General features: G+C 79.5%; 1 protein-coding gene. It reads left to right on the plus strand.

Annotated elements, in window-relative coordinates; genetic code table 11:
- Positions 1 to 507 (plus strand): hypothetical protein (locus FPZ47_RS28760; RefSeq protein WP_210420061.1); only part of this gene is annotated, 507 nt, incomplete at both ends.

Genomic DNA, 507 nt, shown 5'->3' on the forward strand with positions numbered 1-507 from the left:
GTACGGGACCGGCGGGACCGGCGGGACCGGCGGCACCGGTGGGGCGGGGGCGGCCGCCACCACCGCGGGTGCTACGGGCTACGCCGGCGGTGCCGGCGGCCAAGGCGGCGCCGGCGGGGATTCCGGTGCCGGCGGTGTCAACGGTGACGGCGGTACGGGCGGCCAGGGCGGTGTCGGCGGTACCGGGGGCGCCGGGGCGGACAGCACCACCTACGGTGTGGCCGGCGGCACCGGCGGTCAAGGAGGGTCCGGCGGTGACGGCGGTGCCGGCGGAGCGCCCGGAACCGGTGCGGGTGCATCCGGGGTCCCCGGTGACGCCGGCGCCGGCGGCATCGGTGGTCTCGGCGGGATCGGGGGTGCGAGCCTCGCCGCCCCCGGCAGCAACGGGGGAACCGGGAGTGCTCCGGTGGGAGCCACCGGCGGCGCCGGTGGGGCCGGTGGGGCCGGTGGGGCCGGTGGAACGGACACCACCCTCACCAGCAACACGTTCAACGGCCCGTACGGGGT

It is taken from the genome of Mycobacterium helveticum (genome assembly GCF_007714205.1).
Classification (GTDB): Bacteria; Actinomycetota; Actinomycetes; order Mycobacteriales; family Mycobacteriaceae; genus Mycobacterium; species Mycobacterium helveticum.